Genomic DNA, 23,839 nt, shown 5'->3' with positions numbered 1-23,839 from the left:
AGTGAAAGCACAACAGAGACAAGATTACATAATGCAAAGAAAGCCCCTCCTAGCACTGCTGGCCTTAACGACTTTAAGTCTCGTTGGTTGTTCCAACGAGACACCGATACCCGCTTACGAAACATCTCCAGACTTGCCTAGCTATCAGCAAGACAGCTTTGATGCCTACGTCAATGACACACAAGATTGGTTATTGAAAAACCGCGTGTTCATGACGGAAGACAAGCAACTCGAGATCCAACTCAATTCACCAACCGAGTATCAACCAACCTCGCCAAACGGCAAGGCGGTATTATTGGTTCATGGATTAGGCGACTCACCTTACTCATTTAAAGACATCGCTACCCATTTGGCAGAGCAAGGTTACTTAGTGAGAACCGTATTACTTCCGGGTCACGGCAGTCGCGTGGGTGATTTAATGCAGCCGAGCCTAGAAGATTGGCAAGGTGTGGTGGCTCACCATACGAAGTTACTTGAGCAAGAGTATGATTCTGTTTGGCTAGGCGGCTATTCAACCGGCGCGAACCTCGTGACTTCACAGGCGATGAACGATCCAAAGATCTCTGGGTTACTGCTGTTCTCACCTGCGTTTCAACCGAGCTCGTCTGCCGTTCAATACGCGGGACTAGCAAGCTACTTTGTCACTTGGGCGGATCAAGATCCTGAAGACAATGTGTTGCGTTACAACTCGTTGCCAATGAATGGTGCATCGGTTTACTACGAGACATCAGAAGTCGTACGTGGTGACTTACAAGATAAACACTTCGATAAACCAGTTTTTATTATGATGAGTGAAGGCGACAGCGTGATTGACACCAACTACGTTCAGCAAGCCTTTACTGAATCTATGCCGAATCCAAACAATGTGTTGGTTTGGCAAGGAGAGACGACTCTCGAGGATCCTCGCGCTGTTCAGTACAGCATGAAGATCCCAGAGCAACGCATCTCGAACGGCTCTCACATGGGCTTACTGTTCTCACCAAACAACCCTTATTACGGAATCAATGGTAGCGAGAAGATTTGCTCCAATGGTCAGGCAGAAGGGTTTGAAGAACAATGCAATGCAACCAGTGAGGTTTGGTACTCAGCTTGGGGCTATCGTGAAGAAGGGAAGAACCATGCGCGTTTGACCTACAACCCTTACTTTGCTGACTCAATGAAAGAATTAGACTCGGTTCTAAACTCAGCAGGCTAACTTCTTTTAGCGGTTAACTGTTAGCGTTTAGCGTTTAGCGTTTAGCGTTTAGCGTTTAGCGTTTAGATAAGTAGAAACAAAAACGGCTCACAAGATAATCTCTTGTGAGCCGTTTTAGATCTTAAGGTCTAGTGATGACTAAATCATCCACACCACACGCACAGCAAGCAGAATCAACACCACACCTGACAATCGGTCAATCAACTGCGCTTTCGAACGAATACGTTCAACAATCAAAGGGCTAGACAGCACCAAGGTTATAAATGTGTACCATAAACCGTCTACAAGTAGCGGTGTTGAGACGATAATCACTTGATTGGTCAGTTCATTACCTAACGCAACAAATTGGCTAAACAGAGCGATGAAGAACAGCGCGATTTTTGGGCTCAAGATAGAGATCAAGAAAGCCTCGCGAGCAGACTGCATGTAACTCATCTGCTCACCCGCTTCCAATTTCGCGGCAACACCACCTTTCGAACGCAACGCATTCACGCCGAGATAAAGCAGATACGCTGCACCCGCTAAACTAATGCCTTTGAACAACGTGGGTGATTGCTCAAGCACAACGGCTAAACCAACAATGGTTGCGAACGCATAAATACCGATGCCTACGGCGTGAGACCAAGCCGCGATAAGCCCGTTCATACGGCCACCAGCCAGACTGTGTTTTGCAATCATCGCCAAGCTTGGGCCCGGAGACATTGCACCCAACAAGCAAATCGCTAATAAAGAAAACCAAATTGTTACTGTCATCATTCCATTCCTAGTAAAACAAAGCGCCCAGCGGAACGCTCTTTGCTTAATACTCAATACTTAGCACTTACAATAATTCGCAGGAGGTATTATTTGAAATCAAAGATTATCATTACACCTATGATTTCAAGTCATACTGATATTGTAACTCGACTTCTGCATCGCTTGGAATGCCTTTTCTCTCGCCCATTTGTGGGCAGAGTCGTTGTCATACTTGGGGTGCCACATTAACCAATAGGTGTGCATTTCCGTATCAAATGGCAAAGAAAAATAGGCAGTACCGAGGTGCCGACCTAGGTTATAGGCGATATGTTCCGGCACGATCATTAGATAGTCGTCTTGCATTAATACAGTTCCAGCGGATGAAAAGAACGGAACCTGCAGAGCCACTCTTCGTTTAAGCCCTTTTTTCTTCAATGCTATGTCCGCGTAGCTGTCTTTATCTCCGCCACCTGTCACTTTGATGTGAGAGTAGCTGACGATATCTTCTGCACTCAAAGCCGATTGGTGGGCTAATGGGTGCGACTTGCGCATTAAACACACCGATTTATCTTCACCAAGCTTAATGCTTGAGACATGTTCTGGCTTTGTGGGAAACATACTGGAAGCCAGATGAATACCCGACTCGTTCAGAGCTTCAAGGTAATTTGGCTGCCACAAACGGAAGGCCAAATTAATGTTGGGGGCTTCGGCGGACACCTCTGCAACAATAACAGGAAGAATATACTGAGCCACATAGTCACTCGAAGACAATACCAGTTCACCCTGCCAGTCTTGCGGTTCAAAGGGTTTATCGTCTAAAAGGTGGTCGAACTCTCCAAGCAAGTCATCGAGTTTGCCTTTGAGCAACAAAGCACGGTTAGTCGGAACCAGTTTGTTGCCATCACGAACCAGCAAAGGATCGCCACATAGATCTCTAAGCTGAGCCAGTTGACGGCTCACCGCCGACTGCGTGATGTGCAAACGCTGAGCTGTTCGACTGACATGACACTCTTCAAGAAGCACATGCAGAGAGCGCAGTAGGTTTAAGTTGATATTACCTAACATGAATTCACCGTCGCATTCTGTTTGTTGAAAAATTCCTTCAAGACAGTATGAGTCATGAGGTGTCGAAGCTCTGGATAGCTTTGCAGCCGATCGCGAATTTGGTTCAAACGCTCCATGCTTTCCACTTCAACGTAAAGCATCATGTCAGTCTCACCGCTAATAGAGTGGCACCATTGCACCTCATCAATACTCTGGATTCGTGTCGCGTAAGACTCACAACTATGGTCACTGCTCGACATGTCGAACTTCAACGAGATGTAAGCGCACACATTCTTCGTTTGGTTAGGCTCTGTCACTTGAGCACAATAACCCGTAATCACTTTGTCGCTTTCCAGTTTCTTGATTCTGGCATTCACCGCCGAACGCGAAAGACTGACATCTCGGGCGATATCGCTCACTGAGCATCGTGCATTGGTTTTGAGAATATCCAAAATTTGGCGATCAAATTTATCCATGCTTCTGATTCTTTCCATTTATTGTTCTATTTATAACGCCTAATTTGACACAACTTTCCTACTTATAACAGCCATTATGACAGCCGACACTTTCACGTTTAATCAAATTAATTCCGTTAAATTGACGGTGTCTTAAGACGTTTCGCTAGCTGTATTATTGATGTCGACAATGTATGCTCTCATTCATAGCATCACCCAAACATCAGAAAACAGGCACAAGAAGGCCGATATGATAAGCCAATAGCTAGGAGAGCGAATGACACAACTCAAACAAGAAATCACGCTTATTTCAGGAATCGGACAACTCTCGACTACCTTGCTAGGCACTGGATTATTTATGATCCCTGCCATCGCAGCAGGCATTGCAGGACAGTTGTCACTACTCGCGTGGTTAATCCTGTTTATCGCCATTTGCCCGATTGCACTAACCTTCGCAGCATTAGGGAAACGCTACCCCAATGCAGGAGGCACGGCCTATTTTGTGCGTCAGGCATTCAGTGAGCGATTAGAAACCAGCGTGGCTTGGTTGTTTGTGAGTGTGATTCCTGTCGGTATTCCGGCTGCGATTGCATTGGCTGGAGGTTTTGCACAACAACTATTGCCAGCACCACTCGACACACCACTTGGCGCTCAGTCCTTTACCGTCGCTCTGCTTATTGCCGTCAATTTGATGGGCAGTAAGTCTTCTGGCCGCTTACAAACGGTGATCGCCTTGTCGATTTTTGCCTTGGTTAGCGCCTTTGTTTGGAAAGCCGACATCACAGCAGCTGACATCGCAGTTCCGACCATGACGTCCGATTCGATGTGGTCGATTGGCGCAGCCTTAGCGGTGATGTTTTGGTGCTTTGTCGGGATAGAAGCCTTTGCTCACATGGGAGAAGAATTTAAAAATCCACAGCGTGACTTTCCCATCGCAATCATTGCAGGGTGTTTCGTTGCGGGCATAGTGTACTGGGCTTGCTCGGTGGTTATTATCAAGCTAGGCGCTTATGGTTCACCTGAATTTGATGCTGCATCCATCCCGTGGGTAACAGAACAACTGTTTGGTAATGGCTTCAAAACCGTCATCAGTGTGCTTGGTTTCTTTGCTTGTTTTGCTAGCCTAAACCTTTACACACAAAGCTTGTCTCGTATGATTTGGGCTCAGGCTCGCCAACACAGTCCTGAAAGTAGAATGGCTCAACTCAATAGCCGTGGTGTGCCACTTTATCCAACCTTAGCAATTGGCTTTGTCGCGCTTATCTCTTGTGTGATTGGTGAGTTGTCTAATCTCGATCTCGAATTCTTTCTTAAACTCGCCAACGGTATTTTCGTTCTGGTTTATCTGCTTGCAATGTTAGCGGCTTGCCGATTACTGACTGGCGCATCTAGATACACCGCCATACTCTCACTGGTCATCTGTACCTTGGTGTTTATCTGTTTAAGCTGGTCGATGCTCTATGCCGTCACTATTTTTGTGACATTGTCACTCCCTTGGCGAAAGTGGTTGGGTAAACCCACCGTTTCTGTCGACAAGCTGTAAACGATACCTACCAATATCACTGATAGAAAAGCCGAGCGATCTGTTTGATCTTCGGCTTTATCTCAGCCAAACGGATATTTCCAAACCCCAACACCGCCCCACTCCAATCGCGAGCATCACTTGATCCATATTCATAAAAATCAAACGGACGAATGATGATATTTTGAAGATCAGCTCGTCGGCTCCACTCATGTTCAGATATACCTTGATACCACTTCACGGTCACATGTAGCCCTGCTGCCTGACTGATCACTTCAAGATCACCGTTAAACTCGCTTTCAATCGCTTCTATCATAGCTTCATACTTGAGTTTGTATAACCGGCGCATCTTTCTAATATGACGCAGCAAGTCGCCTTCTCGAACAAAATCAGCCAAAGCTTCCTGTGTGTGGGACGCCGTGTCTCCAGTGAGCGCGTCTTTGATCTCAAGACACTTCGCCACCAGACTTTCTGGTACCACTAAGTACCCTAATCGAAGGCCATTGAACATAACCTTACTCAGAGAGCCAACATAGATGATGCGGTCATCGAATCCCAACTTTCCCGCCAACCCTTGCATGCTGGTATAAGGACGATGAGCAAACTGGAACTCACTATCATAGTCATCTTCAATGATCCATGACTGATGTTGATTGGCCCAGTCGATCAATTTAAGGCGCTGCTCAGTATTTAAAGTCGTGCCCATTGGGTATTGGTTACTCGGTGTGACATAGAGAGCCTTAGCGTTGCTGGACAACACTTTTTCAATATCTAGCCCCACCTTTTCACGCACACTCACACCATCCAGCTCTAGTCTCAACAGATCGATAATTTTATGCACTTGTCGATAACCGGGTTCCTCTACAAGGATTTTGTCGTCCATCGCTAACGTTGCCATTAATCCGATTGAGATGGCTTGCTGCGCACCTGCGGTGATGATGATTCTGTCGGCACTGCAATGAACCGAACGACTGCTTGCAAGATACCCACTCAACGCTTCCCTCAAGGCTGAGCTTCCCTGAACCTCTTGATTGCCCGCAATGTTCTGACGTGTAGAGTGGCGTTGCAGCAGCCTCTGCCATTTTGCAAAAGGGAACGCATCTAAGTCAGGGACTCCGGGGGCAAAGCTACGGTTAATGTCGTTCGGTGTCGCTATGTTTGCACTCGGTTTACTGACTGTTTGTTTGACCTTCGGACCCTGAATACTGTTTGGCTTAGACAAACTTAGAAAGTGTTCTGGTTGTTCAACCGAGACATAAAACCCTGAGCCTTGCTTACTCTCGATATAGCCTTCCGTGACCAGTTGTTCGTACGCGTAAATCACCGTATTTCGACTCACTGATAACTCGACGGCCAACTTACGTGTTGAAGGTAACTTACTGCCCTTGCTCCATAAATCTTGAACGATTTTCTCTCTTATCGCGTGGAACAAGGCGGTTTGACGCGTGTCGTGTTGTTCGTCTAACTGTAGGTCACCGACATCGATAGGCTGCATAACTGGATCCAAATAGTGTTTAAAAGTGGCTCTATTTAATAGACCAGTTAATCGCTACATTAATCAAAAGGCAATGATTAAGGAGCGATTATGTTATCTAACACGAAAAGAACCACGATTAAAAAAGGGGCTCACAAAGCCGTATTTGAACAAGAGAAACTGCACCAAATTATTGATGAGAGCTTAATCGCACACATTGCATTGCAAGGCGAACAAGGCCCAATGGTTATCCCGATGCTCGCGTGGCGAGTGGATGATATGGTCTACATTCATGGGGCTAAAAACAGTCGCCTACTAAAAGGGCTAAAAAAGGGAGAACCAACCTGTTTAACGTTCACCTTATTCGATGGTTGGGTGTTGGCTCGTTCGGCATTTCATCATAGTGCGCATTATCGTTCTGCTGTGGTATTGGGGTCATTTTCAGTCATCGATGACAATCAAGAAAAGGATCGCTTGTTGAATATCTTTATTGAGCAAATCGCGCCGGGCAGAACCGATGAAGTCAGGCTCAGTAATGAAAAAGAACTCACCGCGACCGAGTTGTTAGCTATACCTTTAACAGAAGCTTCCGTGAAGATTGGTAAACATGGAGTGAATGATGATAAAGCCGATATGGACATTCCAGTATGGGCTGGCGTATTACCTTATCGAACGGTTGTTGGGCCATTAGAAACCGTTCCAGAACAAGAAGGCATCATTGAAACACCAGATTACCAACAAGCTTATGGTGAACGCTGGTATCAGAATTAACACTCGAAGATGGTGAACTTGATAAAATTGTATACAATCTGACTTACAAAAATTTAACATGACTCAATAATGTAATCAGACGATGAAAACGAACAAGGATATTTTGCCATTTCAAGGCTTGCTCAATGGCATTGGGCAAGTCTATTTCACACCGTCTGTTATGACGTCGACTTTGCTGTTGCTTGCCATTTCTATTGAGTCACTTGCACTGGCTTTTCTTACTTTGCTTGGCGCCAGTTGCAGCTTTGCATTGGCCTTCTATGGTTATATGTACACCAACACCAACACCAACACCAACAAGTCAGTTGACGACATTGATAGTGGAATGTACGCGCTAAATGGCGCTTTAATTGGCTTATTTATCGGTAACTTTTTTGGTGTGACACCATTATTGGCTTTAGTGACTGTGTTAGGTGCATTAGTCACGGTGCCGATTGCCCACATCGTATTCAGTTTTAAGAAATATCGCGGTTACACTAGCGCCTTTATCCTCACCACTTGGCTGATTTATGCTATCCAATCGACCTTTGAGCTATCAGCGTTCTCTGCACCTGACTCAGCACTGATGCCACTCATCAGTATTGAGGCTAACTCATGGTTCAACCTGCCGACAGTGGTGATCCCGTTGTTAAAAGGGATAAGCCAAGTCAGCTTCATTGAAAATGCGTTGTCGGGGCTCGTTATATTGGTTGCCATCGTACTCAACAATATCAAGCATGCCATTTGGGTTATGCTCGCAGTAATAATTAGCACCGTATTTAGCGGTTTGATTGGCGTTTCTAACGAACTGGTAGCCCAAGGTCTTTACGGGTACAACGCCATCCTTGCTACTCTAGCACTTGTGCTCTATCCACGAGTCCCTTGGCCGTTAATCCTATTAGGCATACTGTTAAGCTGCCTCATCACACTCGGTTTTCATGAACTGTCACTGTTACCACTCACCGCCCCTTTCATTTTGAGTACTTGGGCTGTGGTTTACTTGTCCAGCCTGATCCATAAACGAACCATAAGTTAGCTCTGTATAGTTACAGGCCGGTTTTTAAGCGCTCAACATATTGCTTGGGGGTCAAACCTCGATGTTTCTTAAACATCCGATTAAAGCTCGCGACATTGGTATAGCCTAGCCTCGTCGCGACTTCACCTATTGGCACTGAATACATCAACAACTCCACGGCCACGTTACTTAATGCATAGCCCATAATGGTAGAAAAGTTGATGCCTAAGTTATGCAATCGGCGTTGAAATTGTTGTTCAGATAACCCAAGCAAACTCGACACTTTATGCAGCGTTGGCAGGCCGAAATGGCGACTGTAATTGATCATCTCATAGGTCACCTTATGCTCATCCGCGGCATCAGGCATGTTGAGGTAATTATCCAAGTCATGAAAATTCATGGCCAAGCTCATCTTGCCGCAAGAAGGGGCTTGATTGCTCGATAACCTCGACTGGCTTGGTATCCAGATTTCAGTTCGTGGCTGGCCCCACTGAATATTGCACCCAAAATACTCTTGATAGAGTTGAGTGTTCTCGCGATAACCTGCGATAGAGACGGCTGCGGGAGTAAAGTCGTCTCCCAAGTAACGCCTTAATATCTTCATCATAAAGATGGCAACTCGAATTGAGTCATGAACTTTACCCACCTCAGTATAAGCAGGATTGTCGTAGCACCATTTGATGAAATTGCCGACTTGAGCGCCATATAGAAAAGCCCCGGACTGCAAACAGTGCAACCCGATGTTAACTCGGCGTATGGACGACGCCAGATCGTGCCCCGAGAAAAACCAGTTAGAGAGAGGGCCTAGCCTTTCAATATCCACTCTATCAGCCAGCTTCAAGATAATATCGGAATCATCGGTTTGTTGTTCAAGCAAGCCATACCATTTGTCCACTTCACTTACGGGGATAAGGTTCATCGGGTTATTAAACACCGATTTAGGAATACCTAATTGCTCAGTATTCACAGCCTTATTAGTCGTTGCGTATTGGTAAATACCCAAAATACCCAATGCTCTTAAGAAGTTACAATTGTTCATTAGCCACCATACTTAAAAGTCACTATTACAGATCAAATCATAATGACATCATTATTAAAGTAATTGGTAAATTTTCAACTTCTAAATCTGATATCAATCACACTCGGCGCTCAATTTAACCTAGGGTATATCAATGAGTTTAGTTAGTGTCCCATTTGTCGGAACCGGTGCAGATACCGCACTACACGTAGTTGCAGGCGTGGTGTTAGTCGCAACCATCGCTGCTGCATGTTACGGCTTCTGGCGTGTGCATGAATTACCAATCAACAAGGCTCACAGTAAAGAGCATCAGCAACTCGGTTTGATCACCGCATTAACATGGATTGGTTTTGTATGGCACTGGGTATGGGTACTAGCAGTAATTTTGGCCTTCGTTGATATGGAAAAAGCCATCATCAATCTAAGAGACACATGGAAGTCACCGACCACAACCAAGGAGCAAACAACTTCCGACAAGCAAGATGAGGAGAGCCAAGCATGTTAGAAGGCTTAGCAATTTGGGCACTGTTCATTTACTTACTCAGACTTGTTGGTATGCCTTGGAACAAAGGCACCAAGGCGTTTGCATACCTAGGTGGTACATCTTGGTTGCTGTTTGTATGGGTTGGCCTACTCAACTTTACTCCGATGGATCTATCTGGAGGCTCAGTGGTTCAGTCTCCACATATTCAGTTGCGTCCAGATTCAACTAATGTGTCGGGAAAAACTTCCAAAGTCCACATCCATCCGAACCAAGATGTGACTGAAGGGCAGCTAATTTACGAGATTGATGACACCAAATATGTCATCGCAAGAGACAAAGCCAGCGTTCAACTTGAGTCTGCCGAGGTCGCTTTAGACACAGCTCGTCAAGAAGTGAGCATTGCAAAAGTCAGCTATCAATCGGCGCTTGAAGACATCAAAGCTTCAGTCGCACAAATAGATTCGGCTAAAACAGACTTGGTGCTGCAGTCAAAGACGCTTGATCGTTACCAGAAGCAAAACAAAGTGGTAGAACATACGATCACTGAAACTGACATCGACCAACAAACAGCAAAGGTAGACTTAGCGACGTATAACGTTACGACGTTAGAATCTCAACTTAGCAAGAAAGAAGTCGATGCCGAGAATGCGAAGTTAAACATCCACAAAGCTGAAACCAATGTTAGCAAGAAGCAAACTGAGGTCGATTCAGCAAAGGCAACACTGGCACAAGCACAATGGGACTTGAACAGCACCAAAGTCACGGCACCGACTGACGGCTTTGTAACGAACTTTATTCTTCGTGAAGGTCAGCGAGTTTCAATGATGCCTCGTATCCAGATGTATACCGAAGAGAAGTACGTGCTGATGCGAGTGAACCACCAAGCGATTCGTAATATTAAGGTCGGTCAACCAGCAGAATTTGCGACAGCGGTATACCCAGGGAAAGTATTCTCTGCAACCGTAGAAGGTATTGTAGAAGCGACTGGTGAAGCGCAAGCAAGCTTGCTGGGTATCGATGAGCAGGTTCGTGTTACCACAGGCAAAAACCTTCAGAACAAGCACCACTTTGTTCGTTTAAAAATTGATGAGGCAGAGGGTTACGATATTCCTGTTGGCTCTGTCGGATTAGCGTGGGTAAGCGGTGAGAAGCCTATCAGCTTTATGGCGTTCCTAGACGTAATACGCGGGATCATCATTAGAATGAAGTCTCAACTGTACTTCTTCTATTCCATCTAATCCTTCCTATTGGTGAAACAATACCCAAGCCCGTGCGCTCTTAGATCGCACGGGCTTTTTGTTTATTCACTATTCGTCGCTAGAAAGAACACAAACTCGAAAAACGAATAAACACTCTAAAGTTGCAAATCGCAATTGCATTTTGCAATTGGATATTGCAAAAACGCAAATTAATCGCTCAAATACGCACCAGATTGCTATAAAACTGCCGTTTTACGTGGTTTTAAAAGTTGGCACACTAACTGCAATGTATATATTGACCCTTCTTAAGCCGAGGGTCACCTAGCCAACTGACGTTGTTAGTGAACCTATTCTTGTTCACAAAATATATAGGCCAATTGCGATTATTGCGATTGGCTATTTTTTTGCCTGCAGTTTGGCCAACCGCCCTCTTTTTCGATACAGACACCCATTCAGACGTATAATAATAAGCATTCATAGCCAACCAAGAACAGCAGATAACCAACGCATTATGGAAAACGTTTTCTATTTGTTTTTTTTAAATAAAGACAGAAAATAACCCTATGTTTTACAATATAATTACTGCAATAACTGGTTTTTATGGGCAATTATTGACAAAATTAGCATTGACTATGTGATTTATATCACCACAATGCGCAAGTTTGCCTGCAATACGGCGACCGTTAATTTTAATTTTGATCATTTGCGGAGGTAAAAAATGGCTGCTGATAATAACTACAGTCTAGGGCCGGTTCCTACATCGGCTAGGAAAGGAGTCGCTTCACTCACCATGGTAATGCTTGGACTCACTTTCTTCTCTGCAAGTATGTGGACAGGTGGTTCACTCGGGACAGGTCTTTCATTCAACGATTTCTTCCTCGCCGTTCTCATCGGTAACCTAATCCTCGGTATTTACACTTCTTTTCTTGGCTACATCGGCTCATCTACTGGCCTCTCTACCCACCTCCTTGCTCGTTTCTCTTTCGGTACTAAAGGCTCATGGCTTCCTTCTGCTTTACTTGGTGGTACACAAGTCGGTTGGTTTGGTGTGGGTGTTGCGATGTTTGCTATTCCAGTACAAAAAGCAACGGGCATTGATACCAACACCTTGATTATCGTATCTGGCTTATTGATGACGGGTACAGTGTACTTCGGCATTCAAGCGCTAATGGTGCTTTCAGCGATTGCAGTGCCTGCGATTGCGATTCTGGGTGGTTACTCAGTACTGACTGCGGTAGACAGTGTTGGTGGACTAGAGCAATTGCAACTTATTAAACCAGAGACGCCAATGGACTTTTCAATGGCTCTTGCAATGGTTGTAGGTTCGTTCGTAAGTGCGGGTACGTTAACGGCCGATTTCGTTCGCTTTGGTAAAAAGCCAGCAAGCGCAGTATTAATTACTATGGTTGCGTTCTTCATCGGTAACTCGCTGATGTTTATCTTCGGCGCAGCAGGAGCAGCAGCAACCGGTCAGGCTGATATTTCAGATGTGATGATCGCGCAAGGCCTACTGCTTCCAGCCATCATCGTGCTTGGATTGAATATCTGGACAACCAATGAAAATGCACTTTATGCATCTGGTCTGGGTTTATCTAACATCACTGGTCGCTCAAGTACTACAATGTCTATCATTAACGGCATTATCGGTACGATTTTCGCGCTTTGGTTATACAACAACTTCGTTGGTTGGTTAACCTTCCTTTCGCTGGCGATTCCACCAATTGGTGGTGTAATCATCGCCGACTTCTTCGCGAACCGTAAACGTTACAAAGATTTTGCAAATGCAGAGTTCCAAACCGTTAACTGGGCTGGCATTATCGCGGTAGCAACAGGCGTAGCCGCTGGTCACTTCCTACCTGGCGTTGTTCCTTTGAACGCAGTGTTAGGTGGTGCAATCAGTTACCTCGTGCTTAATCCTCTATTGAACAAAAAAGCTCTGAAATCTCAGGCCGCTTAAGGACACACTATGACAACCTTATTAATCAAGAACGCGAAACTTCAAGACCAAGAGGGCTTGAAACAGATTCTGATTGAAAATGGTCAATTTTCTCGCATTCTCGATAATGACGCGCAAATCAATCATCAAGGCGACATCCTTGATGCTGAAGGTGGCATTGCAGTTACTCCTTTCTGTGAACCGCACATCCACCTAGATACTACTCAAACTGCTGGTGAGCCTAACTGGAACATCTCTGGCACTTTGTTTGAAGGTATTGAGCGTTGGGCTGAGCGCAAAGAACTGCTATCAATCGAAGACGTAAAGTCTCGTGCCAAGCAAACACTGAAATGGCAGATAGCTAACGGTGTTCAACACGTTCGTACGCACGTTGATGTGTCTGACCCAACACTCGTTGCGTTAAGAGCGATGGTTGAAGTTCGTGAAGAGATGAAAGAGTGGGTCGACATCCAGATCGTTGCATTCCCTCAAGAAGGTATTCTTTCATACCCTAACGGCAAAGAGTTGCTTGAAGAAGCAGTGAAGATCGGCGCTGACGTTATCGGTGCTATCCCTCACTTCGAATTCACTCGTGAATACGGGGTTGAATCTTTGCATTATGTGTTCGAGCTTGCACGCAAGTACGACTGTCTGATCGACGTTCACTGTGATGAAATCGACGACGAACAGTCTCGCTTTGTGGAAACATTAGCAGCCCTTGCTCATAAGTTTGAAATGGGCGAGAAAGTAACTGCTAGCCACACCACTGCAATGGGCTCTTACAACGGTGCTTACGCATCTCGCCTATTCCGTCTATTGAAGATGTCTGGTATCAACTTCGTGGCAAACCCGTTAGTGAACATTCACTTACAGGGCCGTTTCGACGATTACCCGAAACGCCGCGGTGTAACGCGCGTTAAAGAGATGCTAGCAGCAAACATCAACGTTTGTTTTGGCCACGATGATGTGTTTGACCCATGGTACCCACTGGGCACAGCGAACATGCTTCAAGTTCTGCACATGGGACTGCATGTAACACAGGTTATGGGCTACGACCAAATCAACAACTCACTTGATTTGATCAGCAAGAACTCTGCTCGCACATTGAACATTCAAGACAACTTCGGTATCGAAGAAGGTAAGCCAGGTAGCTTGCTGATTCTTCCTGCTGACAATGGCTTTGATGCAGTACGCCGCCAAGTACCAGTGCAGTACTCAATACGCCACGGTAAGGTGATTGCAGAGACTCAACCAGCGAAAACAAAAATAAATTTAGATCAAACTGAAGATATCAACTTTAAGCGTTAATATCGTCTATACTAATGTTCAAAAGGAAGCTGAGATGCTTCCTTTTGTTGTGTTGGACGAAGCGACAAAACTATCACTAAATCAGTGTAAATCTTGTACATTCGCACGGTATGACAAAAAAAGCACAAATTTCTTAAGCAATGCGTGTACATCTCAAAAGACTGTGTTAACATGCTCTCGCTCTGTTAGCCGGAGTTATTTAAGTTAGATGAATAGTAAAAAATTGACATGTAAAATCGTTACCCGTTTTTGTAAGTAGTTTTTCCTTATTTCTTAGCAATATTAAATAATTCAATTATCAGCGCATTGCATTAAATGCAATCAACAACTTAGAAAATTTATGAATAAGGGACAAATTATGTCTAACACAAATACTGGCACTGTAAAATGGTTTAACGAAGAGAAAGGTTTCGGTTTCATTTCTCAAGACAACGGCGGCGCTGACGTATTCGTACACTTCCGTGCAATCGTTTCTGAAGGCTTCAAAACTCTGAAAGAAGGCCAAAAGGTTTCTTTCGAAGTTGAAAACGGTCAAAAAGGCCTACAAGCAGCAAACGTTGTTGCTCAATAATTAGCTCTTATAGCTAAAAAGAATTTTAAAGCGCTGATTTTTATCGGCGCTTTTTTATGCCTGCTTATAAACATTTCCCCTCTCGATACAGGCTTTCCCCCGTAAACTCTGAACAAATGCAAATCACCAGCCAAGCGTCCTCAACCTAGACTTTCTCAGTTAAAGCTCAACGATCAATTTACGTCACTTTTTGTATGCACTTCCCTAAACAACACTTAATTCTCAGCAATCTTTTGATACTAACTCACGCTACGCCGAAAGTTTGATAAGCCCGAATATGGTTAAAGAACAATCCATTAGATTACACTTATGAATACGCAATCGATATTCATAATAAAAATAAGTTATTTATCCAACCCTCATCCACTAATCATATAATTTTTAAAGCAAAGACCTTCGAAATCCGCTAACCTTGTTCGCAAGTGGCTTAGTTGTTTTGGTATCTGCAGTAAAAATAATGAACAAAGACGAATTTCAGAAATCCACCGCAAATCTAAAAAAAGCGGTGCCTCTTATGATGAAGAACAGGGTGTCAACGACACCTGCAAATTACGCACTTTGGTACACCTATGTCGATAACGCTATTCCCCAGCTGACTCAAGACATGGATGGTGTTTTAGAACACTACGGTATTTGTCCTCCTGCCGTTGGTGAGCAGCTATACAACAATTATGTTGCCAGCAAATCCGAAACCAATATCAATGACCTTCGCGCTAATTTGGAACTGTTAGTTTCTGAAGTTTCCAATTCAATGAATGACACCCTGACCGACACCTCCGCTTTTTCTGACATGATCGATAAAAGCTTCGAGGACTTGGCTCGTGTTGATAATGAAAGCCTATCTATTGATGAAGTCATGTCCTTAGTTCGACAGCTGGTGTCTGAATCCCGTCATATTCGTCACTCTACTCAGTTTTTAAACTCTCAGCTAAACTCTGCAACCTCAGAGATCACCAAGCTAAAAACCCAGTTAGTAGAAGTTCAGAAAGATGCGCTTTTCGATAGTACAACCACACTCTATAACCGTCGCTCTTTCGACCGTGACATAGAAACCCTGTGTGAAGCACAACAATCTTTGTGTCTGATTCTTCTCGATATCGACCACTTTAAAAATTTCAACGACACCTATGGCCACTTGTTTGGCGATATGGTGCTTAAAGCGATCGCTCGCAAGCTGAAGTTAAGTTGCCGTGAAGGTATTTCTGCCTATCGATTTGGTGGTGAAGAGTTCGCGCTGATTGTGCCTAACAAGTCTTTGCGTATTGCTCGTCAACTCGCTGATACCAATCGTCGCTCTCTAGAAAAGCTGTCGATTAAAGATCGCCGCAGTGGTCAACAAGTCGGCAGTATCACTGCATCGTTTGGTGTCGCTGAACTTGAACCCGGCGAATCAGCTCAATCGCTGATTGAACGTGCTGATAAGCTACTTTATGAAGCGAAATCACTTGGCCGTAACCGAGTCATGCCTTTGTAAAACACACCAACAATGCTCTTATCGACATATTAGTCGGCTCGTATTGAGACTAGAAAGCCCCAAAGTTCATTATCTTCGGGGCTTTTTTTCTTTAGTTGTATAAATTACTTTAGCTAACTAGGATTCACCGTTAGATCTGGAAGCAATAATTCAAGCAGTAGTCTTCACCACTCTTTGCTCTGAACTCTTTATCTTCACTGCATGCCTTTGGTTTACCCTTTGCGTCACCTTGAATCAAACTGATCCAGTGGCGCATCGCTGCAATGGTCTCTTCACGCATTGTGGTTGTTGCTTCCATTGGTGATTGGCCAAACGTGGTGCATGATTCCAACTGAATATCATCAATTTCTACTAGCTCAATACAACCTGTCCCTTTGTGGCAACCAAACATCACCTCTAGGTGGCTGCCACTGCCATCTCGAAACAAGATAGAGTCTGGGTCGTTCTTCTCACCCATGTACGCTACAAACTGCTTAGGGTGCTTCAGACCGCTGTGCTGACCGTCTTTAAAGTAAGCCATAATATGGCGGTAATCGACTACGTAGCTGGTTACGTCTTGATGTGAGCCATTCTCTAGTGGGAATAGTCGATCAAGCAGCTGCTTTGCTTTCACTTGCTTTTCAGTTTGCTGATTAGCATTGATTGTCTCCACGGCAAAGACAGCTTCAGCGATAAATGGCTTTGATTGTTTTTGGATTTCTGTTTTATCGAATGTAAGCATATTCATAGTCTTTCCCTCTTGACCAGTCCGGTGATAACCACCGATTTCTACAGCAAAAATGTGTCCTAGAGCAATTATTCCAAACTAACGTTTAATTTATTTGTCATTTTGTGAATTGCTTAGTTTGTAGATTAGCGCTTTTTTACATACAATTTCACAACAAAAATTTTACAATGTGAATTTTACAAATATGGCCTTGTCAAAAAGTTTAGTTCGTCAGTCACATTTCCTAGGTACGAAAATACGTAACCTAAGAAAACGTAACCATTTAACGATGGAAGACCTGTCTGCGCGTTGTATTAGAATCGACCCAGAATGTGCTCCTTCCGTTTCTTACCTTTCAATGATTGAACGTGGAAAGCGGGTTCCGAGCATCGATATGCTGGAAGTGATTGCACAGGTCTTTCAGAAGAATCCGACGTGGTTCCTCGACGACGAATCTGAACAACAAGCCATTGCTCCTGATAAGGGGAATCGTGGTGGGATAAGTGGCATGGCGCTCGAGCCGAGCTTCCTATTCTCAAACGACATCCTGCAAATTGCGATTCCTGAGATGCTGTCACAAACGGGCATTTCAGGCCGCCAGTTTGCGCACCTCTTGATTCGAGCACACCAAGAGAGCAACCAGAACCACTTCCCTGACCTTGAGCGCGCTGCGGAAGAAGTAGGCTTAAAACGTCTTAACCTCAGCGTAGAAGACCTGATAGACATCGCTAGAAGCCTAGGAATCAACATCCGCTGGGTAACGCGAACGCCGCAAGACGTAGTCGATGAGCTCGGAATTAACGCTAAGCAGTTGGTGACATCCTTCTTTGAGCCTCCCGGTACTATCTTCTTAAACGAGATCCTTAAAGAGTACCCAACCCGTCTGAAATACGACCTTTCGGTTTATATCGGTCATTGCATTCTGCACAGCAAAGAGGGCCTAGAGAGTGTGTTGTCGGTCGGTAACAACAACACGTGGGACGACAACCAGGTATCAGGCTCTTCACAGCTCAACTCCCAAGATATTCTTCAAGCATGGCGAGACTTTGAATCCAGCTTCTTTGCTGGCGCACTTCTGTGCCCGAAAGTCCCGTTTAGGCAGCTACTTGACCGCACTGGTTACGAAATCGACGTTCACAAAAGAGCAGGGGTTTCCCCCTCTGTTGCGATGCGTCGAATGACTGTAGTATCGCCCTACCCTCACTGGCACTACTTTGATGCTTATGGGCCGGGGAAACTCAAGGCGGTATATCGCGGGAACGGGATTCCGCTACCTTGGGGAAATATGAGAACGGTCGCTGACCCATGTCAACATTGGGCTGTGTTCCGTCGATTATCAGAACCTCGAGCGGGAAGCTCGGCTCAAATCTCCATTTTGAACGTGGGTGATGAGCCAAGAATCTACTGCTGTGAATCCATCAATATGACGGATCCTGCGGGTAACAATCGTGTGTTGTGTGCTGGTATAGATCTCAACCCTGCAATTGATGCTCAAGGCGGTAATTCAAGAGACATAGCAGAGCAGCTTAAAGCGTCATGCGTTAACAATGGTGGCTCTGTGGCAATTCCGCGTAACATCAAAAAAGATCTCACGACAATAGCCAAGATTCTAAATATAAATTGGATTGAACGTGGGATTGAGACAGAGGCGAGGCTTATCTGCTCCAGAGGTGGAGAATGCCCACGCCAACCAAGCTGTTACTCGAAGTGTGGTGAGTAAAAAAGTTATAACAAAAAATAGAACCTAAAATTCAGGCAAAAAAAAACCAATCACAATAAGGGTGATTGGTCATATATTTTGTGTGAACAAGAAAGGTTCACTAACAACGTCAGTTGGCTAGGTGACCCTCGGCTTAAGAAGGGTCACCATTACTAATGCAGCATGCGTGCCAACTTTTAAAACACGTATTTACTACGCATCTGGACACGTATTGGCCGGATATCCTTGTTTGTTTTGCAAACTGGAATTGCAAATTGCAAAATTCAACAAAAACGCTAGTGATTATGTTATTATTAATGAATAATTAAAGATTCATTACCCTTCCCAAAAATGTCATATTTCCCTTAGATTCAATCACTTTAAACAGCAATAAACCTCCCCTAGCTTACTCAAGCTATACGGTTACTCAACATAAACAACACCCTAAACAACACCCATAAAAAAACGCGAACATTGAGATTCAATATTCGCGCTTATTCGATTTCTATGACAGAAAGAACTTAACCCACGAGACGCCTTTTTATAAAGCGACTCATGTTCGTTGCTCTTTCAATATCTCAGAAAAGATTACTTCTGAGGAGCTGGCTTAGAACGGCTTCGAGACGGTTTGTTTGTCGAAGGTTTGTTGCTTGTCGGCTTATTTGACGACTTGCTTGGGCCGTAGCTGCCGCCGTAACCAGACTTCTTAGGTTTGCCTGCAGGTTTACCCGCGTTGTTTGGCTTACCAGTACCGTTAGATTTACCCGCACCGCTTGGTTTGCTCAGAGTGTTCTGAGCACCTGCGTTATTTGCAGCAGGTTTATTGCCCGCACTACCGCGTTTAAAGTTGCTGCCGTTGTTTCTTACTGATTTATCTTCAGTTGTCGCAGCTGAGTTGTTTTCAGCAGGTTTCTTACCAGATGTCGGCTTACGCTTTAGAGCCGAACCATTACCAGCTACATGACGCTTGTTCTTACCTGCTGGCTTGTGCCCGCGAGCGTTATCACCAGAGCGTTGACCATCAGCATGTTCACGTGGCTGTTTTGCTTTCTTCGGTTTCTTAGGCTTGATTGGACGTGAATCCAACCGAGACTCAGGTAACTTATTTACTGGAGAGAAACCTTCCAGTTCACGACGCTCTAGCACTTGTTGAATCAGGCGTTCAATACCGAACAGCTCACCCACTTCATCAGCACAAACCAATGAAATCGCTTTACCTACTTCACCTGCACGGCCAGTACGACCGATACGGTGTACATAGTCTTCTGATACATGAGGAAGATCGAAGTTAACTACTTGAGGCAGTTGCGGGATATCGATACCACGAGCGGCGATATCAGTTGCAACAAGTACTCGTACCTTACCTGTTTTGAAGTTCTCTAAGGCTTTAGTACGTGCACCTTGGCTCTTGTTACCATGGATAGGTGCAGCAGTGATGTCTTGCTCTTCAAGGAAGCGAGCAAGCTTGTTCGCACCGTGTTTCGTCTTGCTGAACACCAACACTTGTTGCCAATCGTTATCTTTGATTAGCTTCGCTAGCATTGCGCTCTTTTTCTTTTTGTCTACTGGGTAGATGCTTTGCTCAACCGTTTTTGCCGTCGAGTTTGCAGGGCTTACTGAAATCTCAACAGGATTGTTCACTAAGCCTTTCGCTAAGCTGCGGATATCATCAGAGAACGTCGCTGAGAACAGTAGGTTCTGACGCTTCTTAGGCAAGAAAGCTAAGATCTTACGAATATCGCGGATGAAACCCATGTCTAGCATGCGGTCCGCTTCATCTAGCACTAGGATTTCTAGTTGGTCAAAACGCACTGCATTTTGGTTGTATAGGTCAAGTAGACGACCAGGTGTTGCCACCAACACGTCACTACCTTTACGCAGTTTTTGCATCTGAGGGTTAATCTTCACACCACCAAACACTACCGTCGAAGTCAGCGGTAAGTTAATACCGTACTTCACTACGCTGCCATTCACTTGCGCAGCAAGCTCACGAGTTGGCGTTAGCACGAGCGCACGAACTTGGTTCTGACGTACGCGAGTACCTTTCGATAACATTTCAAGAATAGGTAGCGTGAAGCCTGCAGTTTTACCTGTACCTGTTTGAGCAGCGGCCATAACATCTTTGCCCGTTAGGACAGCTGGCACGGCTTTCTCTTGTATTGGTGATGGCTTATCGTAACCTTGTGCTTCAATAGCTTTAAGGATCGGTTCAGAAAGGCCAAGGGAGGTAAAACTCATAGATTATTTTCTCAGTTGAATAACATTTAGTATGAGCAACACGTTAAAAAGTGCGTTGCTTCAGCTTTTGCTCATCAAATACATTGATACGGAGCAAAGCGCGGTATTCTGAGGCTTTTCCCCCCATTCAGCAACTAAATTCTAATCGCAGCTAAAATTCAACCTAGATAACTTGTCGCTTCTGTTCGTACATTTTTTCATCAGCGGCTTTTAAGAGCGCATCGACATCATTGTAGTTGTTATTGTGAATAACCCAACCCACACTGATTCTGAGATAAATAGAGTGCGCGTCGTACACAACTGGTGCCGAGCATATCGCCTTTCGTAGTTTAGTCACGATCGACGATACGTGTTGATCATCGATAATGCGTGGCAACAAGACCAAGAACTCATCACCGCCTATCCTTGCGACGATATCTGAAACACGCAGCTCACTTCTGATGCGGTTAGCACACTCAATCAATACCTGATCGCCTGCCGCGTGACCATAAGTGTCGTTGATCGCTTTAAACCCATCCAGATCGATATTGACAACCGCAAAGGTTCTCGCTCTCTGCTTTTGAGTGGTTTTAAATGCCTGCTTGAGGCTGTACATGAAGTATCGACGATTCGGTAACATCGTTAGCTCATCATGCATAGAACGGCTATCTGCAATCCGGTACAGACGATAAATAGTAAAGAAGGCAAACGCCAACACTAATATAATGGAGTAGCCTACCAGCCTTACCGCTTGGATTCGATACCAAGGCTCATCCATCAATACATGTTCGTTACCGGAGAGAGCAAGGTACCAACCCCCGTATGGGAAACTCACCTGTTCAGTGGCGAACGCATTATCGAACACATCCTGAGTGCCATAAAAGACAGCGCCATCTTTCCCTGAACTGTTTGCACCACGAATTGCTAATTCATACTTGTTCTCTATCTTGCCGATTCCAACATCTTCAAACAGCTCATCTAAACCGATAACAGCACTGGAGACACCCCAGTAATCTTGATTGAAAGGCGGGTCTCGGAAGATCGGAGTGCGTGCAATGAGGGCTTGTCCACCTTGAAACAGCTCAAAAGGACCGGCAATAAAGGTGTTGCCAAGATTACGGGCTATCTCAACAGACTCCCATTGATTTGGGTGATCACGATAATTAATACCGAGAATCTGCTCATTACCTTCCATCGGGTAAACAAAGTTTAGAATGTCGTCTTTGGCGAGTCCGATAAGTCGAATATGGAAGCCATCTTGAATGATATTCTCAGCAATCTTATCCCAATTTTTCACCTCACCATCGGGGTTGATGGTCACTAAGGTCGAGAAATTATTGAGGATATACATATCTGACACGATCGCGGCTTCAATCCGAGAACGAATAATGGATAGTTGCTTTTTTGCCTCTGAATACGATTCGTTTTTAAGAAAAGTTAATTGCTTGGCATGAAAGAACTCAATTGCGCTTACTATCGCAAGGAAAAAAAGAAAAGATACTACTCTGGCAGACCACTGCTTGCTAGAACCACTTGGCATTTACGAACCTCTAACACTATTGTTCTATATACTGCCTTATAACGGCTCATTTCTGGCTTATTGCCCCAGTATGCCGCTAAGTCATTAAAAATCCATACTGACGTCGACTATCTATCAAATATTGAGTGATCCATCACTTCAAACTTCTTTACTAAACGAATGGTTTAATCAAAAAGGGTTAGTGAACCTTATAAAGCTTACATTGTATTGACTCAATGCTTACATTAAAGGATTCATCAATGTTATTTTACATAGACTAATAATCAGCTTGGTACCTCACGACATGAAGTTAAAAACTATCACACTGTGTACATTGCTATCAGCCTCGGTTGCCGTTGCCGTTCACGCACAAGAAAACGTTCAAGCGCCAACCGCGGCGAACGTTCAATCCCAAGCAGATTCGCTCAATTCTCAAGAACAATCTTTCAAGCAATCTGCAGACCTAATTCGCACCACCTACGAAAGCCAGCTTTACACTCTGCCTGCATTCAAAGAAGGTCACTACGGGCTGCGCATGTATCGCCAAACATTAGACGATAAGTATTCGGCGGCGGTTTGGAGTGACATGGCTCGAGTGGCAAGCAAGCTAAGCACTCTGTCGAACGAAGTTCAAACCATGGAACAAATCGTACTCTACTCAGAGAAGCGAGTTGCATCTTATATTGGTGATAACGATGAGCGCAGTGTTCGACGCTACAACATCACCAAGCACATGCCAGAATATCTTTACCTTGGTGTTGACCTTCTAGGCTCGATGGCTCGTGCTAATGAATACGGTTTAGAACACAAGAACGATGCCAAGCTGCGCGAAATCATTCGTCGCTATGACTTCTCACGATACGTGACCAATGAAGACATGGTGAAAGCGTGGGCTGCTCAATTAGCGAATCAGGTTTACTGGTTGCGCCAACTGGGTGAACAAGATGTCGTTGATGAGTTCGTCGATACCTTCAAAAAAGCATACCCAAACGATAAAGACAGAAAGCTTTCAAGCCAGCAATACGGTAATAAGATCTATGGTATGACACACGTCATCTTTGGCGACTCAGAATATTACCAACATCAAGTCCGCGAACAAGATCATCAATGGATCTACGATTACTTCAGAGAAAACATCGATACGATTCTGCTGCGTGCGAAAGAAGATGTGATTGCTGAGGTTGGATTAACCTTCTTGTTGGCAGGTTTAGAAGATGACCCAGTTGTAGAGAAAACTCGACTCGCGATTCAAGCTTCAATCGATGAGAAACAAGGCATGATCCCTTCAATTACTGGCGATTTTGACCTTGAGTACGGCGAACACCGCAACGTATTAGCAATCATGCTACTCGATTGGCAGCAAGTGAATGAAGCGCCGACTTATGAAGGCAGCCCTAAGGTGTTTACTAACATCCCTTACGGACTCATTAAAAACCAACCACCGAAGAACTAGCAACATACCTAGCCTAGGTTCATCATAGAACCCAAAAAGCCTCATACCTTTCAAGGCTGCGGCTT

At 44.7% G+C, this 23,839-nt stretch carries 20 protein-coding genes; 12 read left to right on the top strand and 8 right to left on the bottom strand.

Translation table 11 applies throughout. The features are described from left to right. Positions 1-31 precede the first annotated feature (31 nt). Positions 32-1,195 (top strand): carboxylesterase, encoded by a 1,164-nt coding sequence (locus tag AB6F11_RS06550; RefSeq protein WP_102397949.1) that lies wholly within the window; start codon positions 32-34, stop codon positions 1,193-1,195. Between the two features lie 138 nt (positions 1,196-1,333). On the opposite strand, the gene AB6F11_RS06545 is transcribed toward AB6F11_RS06550, so the two are convergent. The 3 genes from AB6F11_RS06545 to AB6F11_RS06535 form a co-directional block, all read right to left on the bottom strand. After that, positions 1,334-1,948, bottom strand: coding sequence for a LysE family translocator (locus AB6F11_RS06545; protein ID WP_004730033.1), 615 nt, complete (start codon positions 1,946-1,948; stop codon positions 1,334-1,336). A gap of 126 nt (positions 1,949-2,074) precedes the next feature. Next, positions 2,075-2,995 carry a LysR family transcriptional regulator gene (locus tag AB6F11_RS06540; RefSeq protein ID WP_102394150.1) on the bottom strand — a complete coding sequence of 307 codons (921 nt, stop codon included), beginning with the start codon at positions 2,993-2,995 and terminating at the stop codon, positions 2,075-2,077. Continuing rightward, positions 2,989-3,450, bottom strand: a complete 462-nt coding sequence (locus AB6F11_RS06535) for an Lrp/AsnC family transcriptional regulator (protein WP_102394151.1) — start codon at positions 3,448-3,450, stop codon at positions 2,989-2,991. The genes AB6F11_RS06540 and AB6F11_RS06535 overlap by 7 nt, the downstream gene beginning before the upstream one ends. A gap of 256 nt (positions 3,451-3,706) precedes the next feature. On the opposite strand from AB6F11_RS06535, the gene yjeH reads away from it, so the two are divergent. Continuing rightward, positions 3,707-4,972 carry an L-methionine/branched-chain amino acid transporter gene (gene yjeH / locus AB6F11_RS06530; RefSeq protein WP_102394152.1) on the top strand — a complete coding sequence of 422 codons (1,266 nt, stop codon included), beginning with the start codon at positions 3,707-3,709 and terminating at the stop codon, positions 4,970-4,972. A gap of 16 nt (positions 4,973-4,988) precedes the next feature. On the opposite strand, the gene AB6F11_RS06525 is transcribed toward yjeH, so the two are convergent. Next, the gene (locus tag AB6F11_RS06525; protein WP_102394153.1) at positions 4,989-6,446 is read right to left on the bottom strand and encodes a PLP-dependent aminotransferase family protein; all 1,458 of its coding nucleotides are present in this window, start codon (positions 6,444-6,446) and stop codon (positions 4,989-4,991) included. A gap of 90 nt (positions 6,447-6,536) precedes the next feature. Between AB6F11_RS06525 and AB6F11_RS06520 the strand changes: the two genes are divergently transcribed. Both AB6F11_RS06520 and AB6F11_RS06515 read left to right on the top strand, forming a co-directional pair. Beyond that, positions 6,537-7,196, top strand: coding sequence for a pyridoxamine 5'-phosphate oxidase family protein (locus AB6F11_RS06520; RefSeq protein ID WP_102394154.1), 660 nt, complete (start codon positions 6,537-6,539; stop codon positions 7,194-7,196). Positions 7,197-7,278: 82 nt separating this feature from the next. Next, positions 7,279-8,211 carry an urea transporter gene (locus AB6F11_RS06515; protein WP_136975849.1) on the top strand — a complete coding sequence of 311 codons (933 nt, stop codon included), beginning with the start codon at positions 7,279-7,281 and terminating at the stop codon, positions 8,209-8,211. A gap of 10 nt (positions 8,212-8,221) precedes the next feature. Here the strand turns inward: AB6F11_RS06515 and AB6F11_RS06510 are convergent, their stop codons facing one another. Further along, positions 8,222-9,229 carry an AraC family transcriptional regulator gene (locus AB6F11_RS06510; RefSeq protein ID WP_102394156.1) on the bottom strand — a complete coding sequence of 336 codons (1,008 nt, stop codon included), beginning with the start codon at positions 9,227-9,229 and terminating at the stop codon, positions 8,222-8,224. Between the two features lie 133 nt (positions 9,230-9,362). Between AB6F11_RS06510 and AB6F11_RS06505 the strand changes: the two genes are divergently transcribed. From AB6F11_RS06505 to AB6F11_RS06480, 6 genes are all read left to right on the top strand, one after another. Further along, positions 9,363-9,713, top strand: coding sequence for an MFS transporter (locus tag AB6F11_RS06505; RefSeq protein ID WP_102394157.1), 351 nt, complete (start codon positions 9,363-9,365; stop codon positions 9,711-9,713). Next, complete coding sequence (locus AB6F11_RS06500; RefSeq protein WP_048608932.1) at positions 9,707-10,930, top strand: HlyD family secretion protein; 1,224 nt, start codon at positions 9,707-9,709, stop codon at positions 10,928-10,930. The genes AB6F11_RS06505 and AB6F11_RS06500 overlap by 7 nt, the downstream gene beginning before the upstream one ends. Before the next feature lie 679 nt (positions 10,931-11,609). After that, positions 11,610-12,848, top strand: coding sequence for a cytosine permease (codB, locus tag AB6F11_RS06495; RefSeq protein ID WP_032545811.1), 1,239 nt, complete (start codon positions 11,610-11,612; stop codon positions 12,846-12,848). 9 nt (positions 12,849-12,857) lie between these two features. Then, positions 12,858-14,135 (top strand): cytosine deaminase, encoded by a 1,278-nt coding sequence (locus tag AB6F11_RS06490; protein WP_017064864.1) that lies wholly within the window; start codon positions 12,858-12,860, stop codon positions 14,133-14,135. Positions 14,136-14,493: 358 nt separating this feature from the next. Next, positions 14,494-14,706 (top strand): cold-shock protein, encoded by a 213-nt coding sequence (locus tag AB6F11_RS06485; RefSeq protein ID WP_004740083.1) that lies wholly within the window; start codon positions 14,494-14,496, stop codon positions 14,704-14,706. A gap of 457 nt (positions 14,707-15,163) precedes the next feature. Then, positions 15,164-16,180 carry a GGDEF domain-containing protein gene (locus tag AB6F11_RS06480; RefSeq protein WP_017060611.1) on the top strand — a complete coding sequence of 339 codons (1,017 nt, stop codon included), beginning with the start codon at positions 15,164-15,166 and terminating at the stop codon, positions 16,178-16,180. Between the two features lie 130 nt (positions 16,181-16,310). On the opposite strand, the gene AB6F11_RS06475 is transcribed toward AB6F11_RS06480, so the two are convergent. After that, the gene (locus AB6F11_RS06475; protein WP_017060610.1) at positions 16,311-16,907 is read right to left on the bottom strand and encodes a malate synthase; all 597 of its coding nucleotides are present in this window, start codon (positions 16,905-16,907) and stop codon (positions 16,311-16,313) included. A 169-nt stretch (positions 16,908-17,076) separates the two neighbouring features. Here AB6F11_RS06475 and AB6F11_RS06470 point away from each other — a divergent pair, with 169 nt between their 5' ends. Further along, positions 17,077-18,606, top strand: coding sequence for a DUF3612 domain-containing protein (locus AB6F11_RS06470; protein WP_102394158.1), 1,530 nt, complete (start codon positions 17,077-17,079; stop codon positions 18,604-18,606). Between the two features lie 567 nt (positions 18,607-19,173). On the opposite strand, the gene AB6F11_RS06465 is transcribed toward AB6F11_RS06470, so the two are convergent. Then, positions 19,174-20,823, bottom strand: a complete 1,650-nt coding sequence (locus AB6F11_RS06465; protein WP_102394159.1) for a DEAD/DEAH box helicase — start codon at positions 20,821-20,823, stop codon at positions 19,174-19,176. 163 nt (positions 20,824-20,986) lie between these two features. After that, positions 20,987-22,342: a diguanylate cyclase gene (locus AB6F11_RS06460; RefSeq protein WP_102394160.1), complete on the bottom strand. Its 1,356-nt coding sequence runs from the start codon at positions 22,340-22,342 to the stop codon at positions 20,987-20,989. Between the two features lie 283 nt (positions 22,343-22,625). Here AB6F11_RS06460 and AB6F11_RS06455 point away from each other — a divergent pair, with 283 nt between their 5' ends. Next, positions 22,626-23,774: a DUF3541 domain-containing protein gene (locus AB6F11_RS06455; protein WP_102394161.1), complete on the top strand. Its 1,149-nt coding sequence runs from the start codon at positions 22,626-22,628 to the stop codon at positions 23,772-23,774. Positions 23,775-23,839: the final 65 nt, after the last annotated feature.

Source organism: Vibrio sp. 10N.247.311.14, from assembly GCF_041467715.1.
Classification (GTDB): domain Bacteria; phylum Pseudomonadota; class Gammaproteobacteria; order Enterobacterales; family Vibrionaceae; genus Vibrio; species Vibrio crassostreae_C.
Note: the sequence above shows the minus strand (reverse complement) of the source record. Positions and strands in the feature narration are given on the sequence as shown.

What these genes read in the sequence shown, in the direction of transcription:
- AB6F11_RS06480 (WP_017060611.1), top strand. Translation starts at nt 15,164, where the DNA reads ATGAACAAAGACGAATTTCAGAAATCCACCGCAAATCTAAAAAAAGCG.
- AB6F11_RS06525 (WP_102394153.1), bottom strand. Translation starts at nt 6,446, where the DNA reads ATGCAGCCTATCGATGTCGGTGACCTACAGTTAGACGAACAACACGAC.
- codB (WP_032545811.1), top strand. Translation starts at nt 11,610, where the DNA reads ATGGCTGCTGATAATAACTACAGTCTAGGGCCGGTTCCTACATCGGCT.
- yjeH (WP_102394152.1), top strand. Translation starts at nt 3,707, where the DNA reads ATGACACAACTCAAACAAGAAATCACGCTTATTTCAGGAATCGGACAA.
- AB6F11_RS06500 (WP_048608932.1), top strand. Translation starts at nt 9,707, where the DNA reads ATGTTAGAAGGCTTAGCAATTTGGGCACTGTTCATTTACTTACTCAGA.
- AB6F11_RS06515 (WP_136975849.1), top strand. Translation starts at nt 7,279, where the DNA reads ATGAAAACGAACAAGGATATTTTGCCATTTCAAGGCTTGCTCAATGGC.
- AB6F11_RS06455 (WP_102394161.1), top strand. Translation starts at nt 22,626, where the DNA reads ATGAAGTTAAAAACTATCACACTGTGTACATTGCTATCAGCCTCGGTT.
- AB6F11_RS06550 (WP_102397949.1), top strand. Translation starts at nt 32, where the DNA reads ATGCAAAGAAAGCCCCTCCTAGCACTGCTGGCCTTAACGACTTTAAGT.
- AB6F11_RS06485 (WP_004740083.1), top strand. Translation starts at nt 14,494, where the DNA reads ATGTCTAACACAAATACTGGCACTGTAAAATGGTTTAACGAAGAGAAA.
- AB6F11_RS06510 (WP_102394156.1), bottom strand. Translation starts at nt 9,229, where the DNA reads ATGAACAATTGTAACTTCTTAAGAGCATTGGGTATTTTGGGTATTTAC.
- AB6F11_RS06520 (WP_102394154.1), top strand. Translation starts at nt 6,537, where the DNA reads ATGTTATCTAACACGAAAAGAACCACGATTAAAAAAGGGGCTCACAAA.
- AB6F11_RS06545 (WP_004730033.1), bottom strand. Translation starts at nt 1,948, where the DNA reads ATGACAGTAACAATTTGGTTTTCTTTATTAGCGATTTGCTTGTTGGGT.
- AB6F11_RS06505 (WP_102394157.1), top strand. Translation starts at nt 9,363, where the DNA reads ATGAGTTTAGTTAGTGTCCCATTTGTCGGAACCGGTGCAGATACCGCA.
- AB6F11_RS06475 (WP_017060610.1), bottom strand. Translation starts at nt 16,907, where the DNA reads ATGAATATGCTTACATTCGATAAAACAGAAATCCAAAAACAATCAAAG.
- AB6F11_RS06490 (WP_017064864.1), top strand. Translation starts at nt 12,858, where the DNA reads ATGACAACCTTATTAATCAAGAACGCGAAACTTCAAGACCAAGAGGGC.
- AB6F11_RS06535 (WP_102394151.1), bottom strand. Translation starts at nt 3,450, where the DNA reads ATGGATAAATTTGATCGCCAAATTTTGGATATTCTCAAAACCAATGCA.
- AB6F11_RS06465 (WP_102394159.1), bottom strand. Translation starts at nt 20,823, where the DNA reads ATGAGTTTTACCTCCCTTGGCCTTTCTGAACCGATCCTTAAAGCTATT.
- AB6F11_RS06460 (WP_102394160.1), bottom strand. Translation starts at nt 22,342, where the DNA reads ATGCCAAGTGGTTCTAGCAAGCAGTGGTCTGCCAGAGTAGTATCTTTT.
- AB6F11_RS06540 (WP_102394150.1), bottom strand. Translation starts at nt 2,995, where the DNA reads ATGTTAGGTAATATCAACTTAAACCTACTGCGCTCTCTGCATGTGCTT.